Raw genomic sequence first — 6,407 nt, forward strand, 5'->3', positions numbered from 1 at the left:
GAGGAGAGGCGGGGGTTGGTGGGGATCGGTCCAGATACTCCCGTTCGTGCTGAGTAGGGATTGAGCTTGTCGAAAGCCCGTATCGAAGCATCCGTGGCGGTCCTTCGATACGCCGCTTCGACAGGCTCAGGGGCTACTCAGGACGAACGGCTTCGGGGACGGGCGGCGCTTCGCACGCCAGCGTCATGCGGTCGAACCGGCCGCCGGCGTCGAGGCAGCGTTTCCCCTTCAGGAACGGCAGCGCGAAGGTGAAGGCGAGCAGGGCTGCGCCGAAGGCGGCGGCGATGATGCGGAGGCGCGGTCTCACGGGGGCCGGGCTAGCGCGGCGACAAGCAGGAGACAAGGCATGGGCGACACGGGGCTGCTGGCGCAGCTGATGGGGCAGGCGGCGGACGATGGCGCCGACCTGCAGACGCTGCGGGCGATCGCGGAGGAGGCGGGCGAACTGGGCGCGGCGCGGGCGATGGCGCGGATCGGGCTGTCGGATGCGGCGGCGGCGGGAGACGTGCAGGAACTGCGCGAGCTGCTGAAGGCGTGGCGCGATGCCAAGCGGTCGGCGATGCGCGCGGCGCTGGCGTGGGTGATGCGGATGGCGTTCGCGCTGCTGCTGGTGGGGATCGCGGTCAGGACCGGGTGGCCCGAATGGGCGCGGTGAGGTTCGCCGGCTACGCCGCGATCTTCGGGCGGGCGGACCGGGGCGGCGATGTCGTGCTGCCGGGTGCGCTGGTGGCGGGGCGCGCGGTGCCGCTGTTGTGGCAGCATCGCGGCGACCCGATCGGGACGGTCGAGTGGCTGGGCGAGGATGCGCGCGGGCTGGGCGTGATCGGGCGGATCGAGGCGCCGCACGTGGCACGGCTGGTGCGCAGCGGGGCGCTGGGCGGGCTGTCGTTCGGCTATCGTGCGACCAGCGTGCGGCAGGGGGCGTGGCGGACGATCGCCGCCGCCGAGCTGATCGAGGTGAGCGTGGTCGCGCAGCCGATGCAGCCGCTGGCCAGGATCCATGCGGTCGAGGACGGTTAGGCCGTCGCGCGACCGGACAAACTTTCCACAACGGGGGTGTCGCGAGCGTGCGGCGCCCCCTTTTTCATGGGGACGACGAGGATGACGATCGAGACGCTGGCGGGAGTTTTTCGGGTGTGGCGGCAGGCGGGGGCCGGCCGATGCTGAGTGCGGCGGGGCTGGCGAGCGGTTTCGGCGCGTTCGTGCGCAGCGGGGCGACCGTGGAGACCAAGGCGGTCGCGGGAACCAGCGATGCGGGCGGTGGCTATGCCGTGCCGCGCGAGATCGATGCGATGATCGGCGCGACGCTGAAGAACGCCAGCCCGATCCGCGGCATCGCGCAGGTGGTGAGCGTGGGATCGGCGGGGTATCGCAAGCTGGTGACGAGCGGGGCGACGCCGTCGGGCTGGGCGAGCGAGGCGGGCGCGCGGCCGGAGACGGCGACGCCGACCTTCAACGAGATCGCGCCGCCGATGGGCGAGCTGTACGCCAATCCGGCGGCGAGCCAAGCGATGCTCGACGATGCCGCGTTCGATGTCGAGGCGTGGCTGGCTGACGAGATCGCGAGCGAGTTTGCCCGGGCCGAGGGGCAGGCGTTCGTGAGCGGCAACGGCGCGGGGCGGCCGCGCGGGTTCCTGAGCTATCCCAATGCTGTGACCGGCGACGCGACGCGGGCCTTCGGGACGTTGCAATATCTGCCGAGCGGGGCGGCGGGGGACTTCGGGAGCGATCCCGAGAACCGGCTGATCGACCTGGTCCATGCGTTGCGCGGGAGCTACCGGCAGGGTGCGTGCTGGGTGATGAACGCGCAGACCGCGGGCCGCATCCGCAAGTTCAAGACGGCGGACGGCGCGTTCCTGTGGATGCCGGGGCTGACCGGCGGGCAGCCCGACACGCTGCTGGGCTATCCGGTGGTCGAGGCGGACGACATGCCCGACATCGCCGCCGGCACGTTGCCGATCGCGTTCGGCAACTTCCGGGCCGGCTACCTGATCGCCGAGCGGGCGGAGACGCAGATCCTGCGCGATCCGTATTCGAACAAGCCGTTCGTCCATTTTTACGCCACCAAGCGTGTCGGCGGGGCGGTGATGAATTCGGAGGCGATCAAGCTGCTGAAGATCGCGGCGGCTTGATTTGACGGGCGGGGGAAGCCCCGCCCGTGACGGCTCCAGCCCGCTCCCCCTCCCGACCACCCAATCAGGATACGCTGTGGGTGGTCGGGAGGGGGAGCGGGCCGGAGCCGCCCCATCCGCGTGAGCGGATCAAACAGGAGAGATTTATGAACGCAGCGCCCTTTCCGGCGGCGGCGATCGCGGGGGTGTGTGCGGCGGCGCGCGATCACCTGCGGATCACGGGCCATGCCGAGGATGCGGTGATCGAGCGGCTGGCGGAAAGCGCGCTTGCGCTGGCCGAGGCTTATACCGGCACCGCGCTGATCGCGCGGCCGCACACGGCGATGATGGCGGGGGCTAACGCGTGGCGGGCGCTGCCGGTGGTGCCGGTCACCGCGATCACCGCGACAGCGCCGGTCGAGGCGATCGATATCGACGGTGACGGCATCGGATGGGTGCGGATGGCGTCGGCCGCGCCGGTGCAGTTCGTCGCCGGGCTGGCGGCGGAGTGGGAGGCGGTGCCGGCGCCGGTCGCGCAGGGGATCGTGCTGCTGGTCGCGCACCTGTTCGACGCGCGGACGGCGAGCGCCGCGCCGCCGGCGGCGGTGGGAGCGCTGTGGCGGCCGTGGCGACGGATGCGGCTGGCGGGGGCACGGCGATGAGGGCGGCGGTGGAGCGGGCGGAGGCGATCGGCGAACGGCGCGCGGGCGTCGTGCGGGACAGGGTCGCTGCGGCGGCGCGCGAGGTGCCAGGGGTGGCAGCGGAGGTCGTCGGCGACGGCGTGATGCTGTCGGGGCGCGGGCTCACGCGGCGGACGATCACCGATCCGCGACTGCACGATATCGCGGGGTGGGGGCGATGATCGCGGGGACGGTGTTGCAGGCGATGCTGGTCGCGCGGCTGCGGGCGGTACTGACGACGGCAAGCGTGTTCGATGCGCCGCCGGTGCGCAGCAGTCGCCCCTATGTGGTGGTCGATACGCCGGTGCTGACCGACTGGGGCACGAAGGATGCCGCCGGGCGCGAGGGGCGGGTGGTCGTGCAGCTGTTTGACGGCGGGGAGGTGCCGGAACGGCTGCGGGGGCTGGCGGCGGCGGCGGAAGTGGCGGTGCTGTCTGCGCCCGGCGTGCTGCCGGGGTGGCGGGTGGTAAGCCTGACCTTCGTGCGCAGCCGGGTGTTGCGGGAGGGCGACGGCTGGGTCGGGGCGGTCGAGTTCCGGGTGCGGATGCTGGCGGGGTGATCGGTGGTCGCCCCCGTCATTCCGCGGAGGCGGGGATCCACAGGCGCGGCGGTTGCGGTGCTTTCCCGCACGTCGGCGTCAATGGATTCCCGCCTTCGCGGGAATGACGGGGGGGGGGCAGCTGATGCCTGCTTTTCAAGTCGTACCCCGGCGCAGGCCGGGGTCCAGTTGGGAGTGGTTTCGATCTTTCATCAGCGGCTTCCGACTGGGCCCCGGCCTCCGCCGGGGTGCGGTTCGGTGGGTTTGGCGGGCGTCGTGGGATGCGGCGGGAGACCCCAGCCTTCGCTGGGGTGACGATTTTCGCACAGGAATCAGGAGAACATCGATGGCGGCGGAGAAGGGTAGTGCGTTCCTGTTGAAGGTCGGGAACGGGGCGGTGCCGGTGGCCTATGCGACGGTCGCGGGGCTGCGGACGACGCAGTTGAGCGTCAATGGCGAGGCGGTGGCGATCACCAGCAAGGATTCGGGCGGGTGGCGCGAATTGCTGTCGGGGGCAGGCGTGCGGTCGGTCAGCGTCAGCGGGGCCGGCGTGTTCACCGGATCGGCGGCGGAGGTGCGGCTGCGGAACAATGCGCTGGGCGGCGTCATCGACGATTATCGGCTGAGCTTCGAGAGCGGCGAGACGATGACCGGGCGGTTCCTGGTCACGCGGCTGGACTATGCCGGCGACTACAATGGCGAGCGCAACTACACGCTGGCGCTGGAATCGTCCGGCCCGGTGGTGTCGGCATGAGCGCGAGCGCCAACCCCGTGCGCGGGGAAGCGACGATCCGGGTGCATGGCGAGGCGCTGGTGCTGCGGCCGAGCTTTGCGGCGCTGGTCGCGGCGGAGGGGGAGGTGGGATCGCTGTTCGCGCTGGTCGAGCGGGCGGCGGCGGGGCGGTTGCTGTTGGGCGAGCTGGTCGCGTTGCTGTGGCATTGCCTGCGCGATCCGGCGCCGATGTCGCGGGACGATTTCGCCGATGCGGTGACGGCGGGCGGGATCGCCGCGGCCACCCCGGCGCTGAAAATTTTGATCGCGCAGATATTGGCGGGGCGATGAGTTTTGCCGGGGCGGCCGCCCGGATGGGTGGCCTGGCGGGGGTGGCGTTCGGCTGGGCGCCGGAGGCGTTCTGGCGCGCCACGCCCGCCGAGCTGGGCGCTCTGGTGCAGGCGATGCGGGGCGATGTGCCCGACCCCTGCGACCGGATCACCATCGACCGATTGAAGGAGCGTTTTCCCGATGGATGAGGAAATCGAACGGCTGGTCGTGCGCGTGCGCGCCGACACCGCCGGGTTCGCGCAGGATGTGGCGACGATGCAGGCGAGCCTCGACGGGCCGTTCGCCGGCGGGATCGAGCGTGCCGGGCGGGCGGTGGAAACGACGCTGGCGCGGGCGATCCGCACTGGCAAGCTGAGCTTCGACGATCTGCGCGACACCGCGCTCAAGGTGCTGGGCGAGATCGCGGCGGCGGCGGTGCTGGGCGCAGTGCGGCCCGGCGGGGGCGCGACCGGGCTGGCGGGGTTGCTGGGGCAGATCGTCGGCGGCGCGCCGGGACGGGCGACCGGCGGGCCGGTCAGCCCGGCGCGGCCCTATTGGGTCGGCGAGCGGGGGCCGGAGCTGTTCGTGCCGACCAGCAGCGGACAGGTGGTGGCGGCGCAGGCGGCAAGCGCGCGTGAGGTGCGGGTGGCGATCACGATTAACGCATCCGGCGGCGATGGCCCACGCGCACTGCAACAGTCGGGCCGGCAGGTCGCGCGCGCGGTTCGGGCCGCGCTGATGGAGGCTTAGGCCATGGGACATTGGCTGGCGGAGGGGCGAACGGTGCAGGAGGCGGGCGTGCTGTCGCGCTTCGATCCGGTGTACTGGACGGTCGATTTCCCGCGACCGATGATGGCGTCGGTGGTGACGACCGCGCCGGACGCGCTGCGGGTAACCTGCGTCTTCTATCGGCGCGACGATCTGGCCGGGCTGATCTGGGCATCGGAGGACCGGCACGATCATGTGCTGCTGCGCTACGACACGGTGCGCGACTATCGCGATTGCCGCTTGCGGTTCCGGTGGCGGTCGCAGGGCATCCGGCCGCTGGATGCCACCCACGGGCCGGTGCTGACGATCGAGGGGCGCGATGCGGCGGGGGTGGCGCGGGCATGGTATGTGCGGCTGTGGAACTATGCCACCGGCAGTCCCGAGGATGCCGAGATCGCGATCGATTTCGCGACCGTGGTCGGCGGATACCGGCTGCCCGGGGAGGCGGTGCCGGTCTGGGCGGGCGATGTCGACCGGATGTTCGTGTCGCTGGTGCCGCCCGACTATGATGCGGGCGACGGGTTTCTGGACGCGCCGGTCGAGGGGTGGGCCGAACTGTCGGCGATCCGGTGCGACGGGCCGGGATCGGTGCTGGGGATCGGCGACGTGGTGGTGCCCGAACATGGGCTGCGGATCGCGAGCGGCTATGACGACAGCTATCACCTGACGCCCGCACGGCTGCTGCACAATGCGCTGCGGCTGGGGTATCGTGGTGCCCTCGTCCACTATGTCGGCATGAGCCATTATTTCCGGCTCGAACGGTCGGGCGACGGGCTGTTCGTGTCGCTGGCCGGGAGCGTGCTGAACGGGCCATGCGCCGCGTGGCATCGCGACTTCGCGGTGCGGGCCGGGGCGTTGGGGTATGATCCGGTCTGGTCGCTCAGCTACGAACTGTTCGACGCGCATTGCTGGGGCGACTGGAAGCAGCGCGCGGCGGACGGGTCGCCCGCGTTGACCGGATGGGTGCCGCCGTCGACGCTGTTGTCGCCGGCGCATGCGGGGGCGATGGCGTATTTGCAGGCGGTGGCGCGGGCGTTCGTGGGGATCGGGCGGGCGGCGGGCGGGCGAGGGCGGTTCCAGGTCGGCGAGCCATGGTGGTGGGTGACGACCGATCATCGCATCTGCCTGTACGACGATGCGGCGCGTGTCGTCCTGGGCGGCGACCTGCCGGTGATCGACGATGTGCGCGGGGTGCTGGACGGGCCGAGGCGGGCATTGCTCGACCGGGCGGGGGCGATGCTGGCCGCGTCGACCGCCGCGCTGGTGGCG

Annotated in this window: 12 protein-coding genes; 11 read left to right on the forward strand and 1 reads right to left on the reverse strand. The window is 71.7% G+C overall.

The window, feature by feature from the left end:
• Window positions 1-133: 133 nt before the first annotated feature.
• Window positions 134-307, reverse strand: a complete 174-nt coding sequence (locus tag QLH51_RS19495; protein ID WP_164516132.1) for a hypothetical protein — start codon at window positions 305-307, stop codon at window positions 134-136.
• 39 nt (window positions 308-346) lie between these two features.
• Between QLH51_RS19495 and QLH51_RS19500 the strand changes: the two genes are divergently transcribed.
• The 11 genes from QLH51_RS19500 to QLH51_RS19550 all read left to right on the forward strand — a co-directional run.
• Window positions 347-655: a DUF6127 family protein gene (locus tag QLH51_RS19500; RefSeq protein ID WP_125657064.1), complete on the forward strand. Its 309-nt coding sequence runs from the start codon at window positions 347-349 to the stop codon at window positions 653-655.
• Window positions 643-1,020: an HK97 family phage prohead protease gene (locus tag QLH51_RS19505; RefSeq protein WP_283514670.1), complete on the forward strand. Its 378-nt coding sequence runs from the start codon at window positions 643-645 to the stop codon at window positions 1,018-1,020. Before QLH51_RS19500 ends, QLH51_RS19505 begins: the two co-directional genes overlap by 13 nt.
• A 140-nt stretch (window positions 1,021-1,160) precedes the next feature.
• On the forward strand, window positions 1,161-2,132 hold the full coding sequence (locus tag QLH51_RS19510) for a phage major capsid protein (RefSeq protein WP_125657058.1): 972 nt from the start codon (window positions 1,161-1,163) through the stop codon (window positions 2,130-2,132).
• A gap of 146 nt (window positions 2,133-2,278) precedes the next feature.
• A complete protein-coding gene (locus QLH51_RS19515; protein WP_125657055.1) occupies window positions 2,279-2,773 on the forward strand; it encodes a hypothetical protein in 495 nt (164 codons plus the stop codon).
• Window positions 2,770-2,973, forward strand: a complete 204-nt coding sequence (locus QLH51_RS19520) for a hypothetical protein (protein ID WP_125657052.1) — start codon at window positions 2,770-2,772, stop codon at window positions 2,971-2,973. The genes QLH51_RS19515 and QLH51_RS19520 overlap by 4 nt, the downstream gene beginning before the upstream one ends.
• Entirely contained in the window at window positions 2,970-3,350 is a 381-nt protein-coding gene (gene gp17, locus QLH51_RS19525; RefSeq protein WP_125657050.1) for a tail completion protein gp17, read from the forward strand. Before QLH51_RS19520 ends, gp17 begins: the two co-directional genes overlap by 4 nt.
• 325 nt (window positions 3,351-3,675) lie before the next feature.
• Complete coding sequence (locus QLH51_RS19530; RefSeq protein ID WP_125657047.1) at window positions 3,676-4,083, forward strand: phage major tail protein, TP901-1 family; 408 nt, start codon at window positions 3,676-3,678, stop codon at window positions 4,081-4,083.
• Entirely contained in the window at window positions 4,080-4,391 is a 312-nt protein-coding gene (locus tag QLH51_RS19535; RefSeq protein ID WP_125657044.1) for a GTA-gp10 family protein, read from the forward strand. The genes QLH51_RS19530 and QLH51_RS19535 overlap by 4 nt, the downstream gene beginning before the upstream one ends.
• Window positions 4,388-4,579 carry a phage tail assembly chaperone gene (locus QLH51_RS19540; protein WP_125657041.1) on the forward strand — a complete coding sequence of 64 codons (192 nt, stop codon included), beginning with the start codon at window positions 4,388-4,390 and terminating at the stop codon, window positions 4,577-4,579. The genes QLH51_RS19535 and QLH51_RS19540 overlap by 4 nt, the downstream gene beginning before the upstream one ends.
• Complete coding sequence (locus tag QLH51_RS19545) at window positions 4,572-5,120, forward strand: tail tape measure protein (protein WP_125657038.1); 549 nt, start codon at window positions 4,572-4,574, stop codon at window positions 5,118-5,120. The genes QLH51_RS19540 and QLH51_RS19545 overlap by 8 nt, the downstream gene beginning before the upstream one ends.
• 3 nt (window positions 5,121-5,123) lie before the next feature.
• The coding region (locus QLH51_RS19550) for a non-contractile tail sheath protein (RefSeq protein ID WP_443018851.1) at window positions 5,124-6,407 on the forward strand (1,284 nt) is incomplete at its 3' end.

Origin of the sequence: Sphingomonas sp. 2R-10 (genome assembly GCF_030062225.1) — a bacterium.
Taxonomy (GTDB): domain Bacteria; phylum Pseudomonadota; class Alphaproteobacteria; order Sphingomonadales; family Sphingomonadaceae; genus Sphingomonas.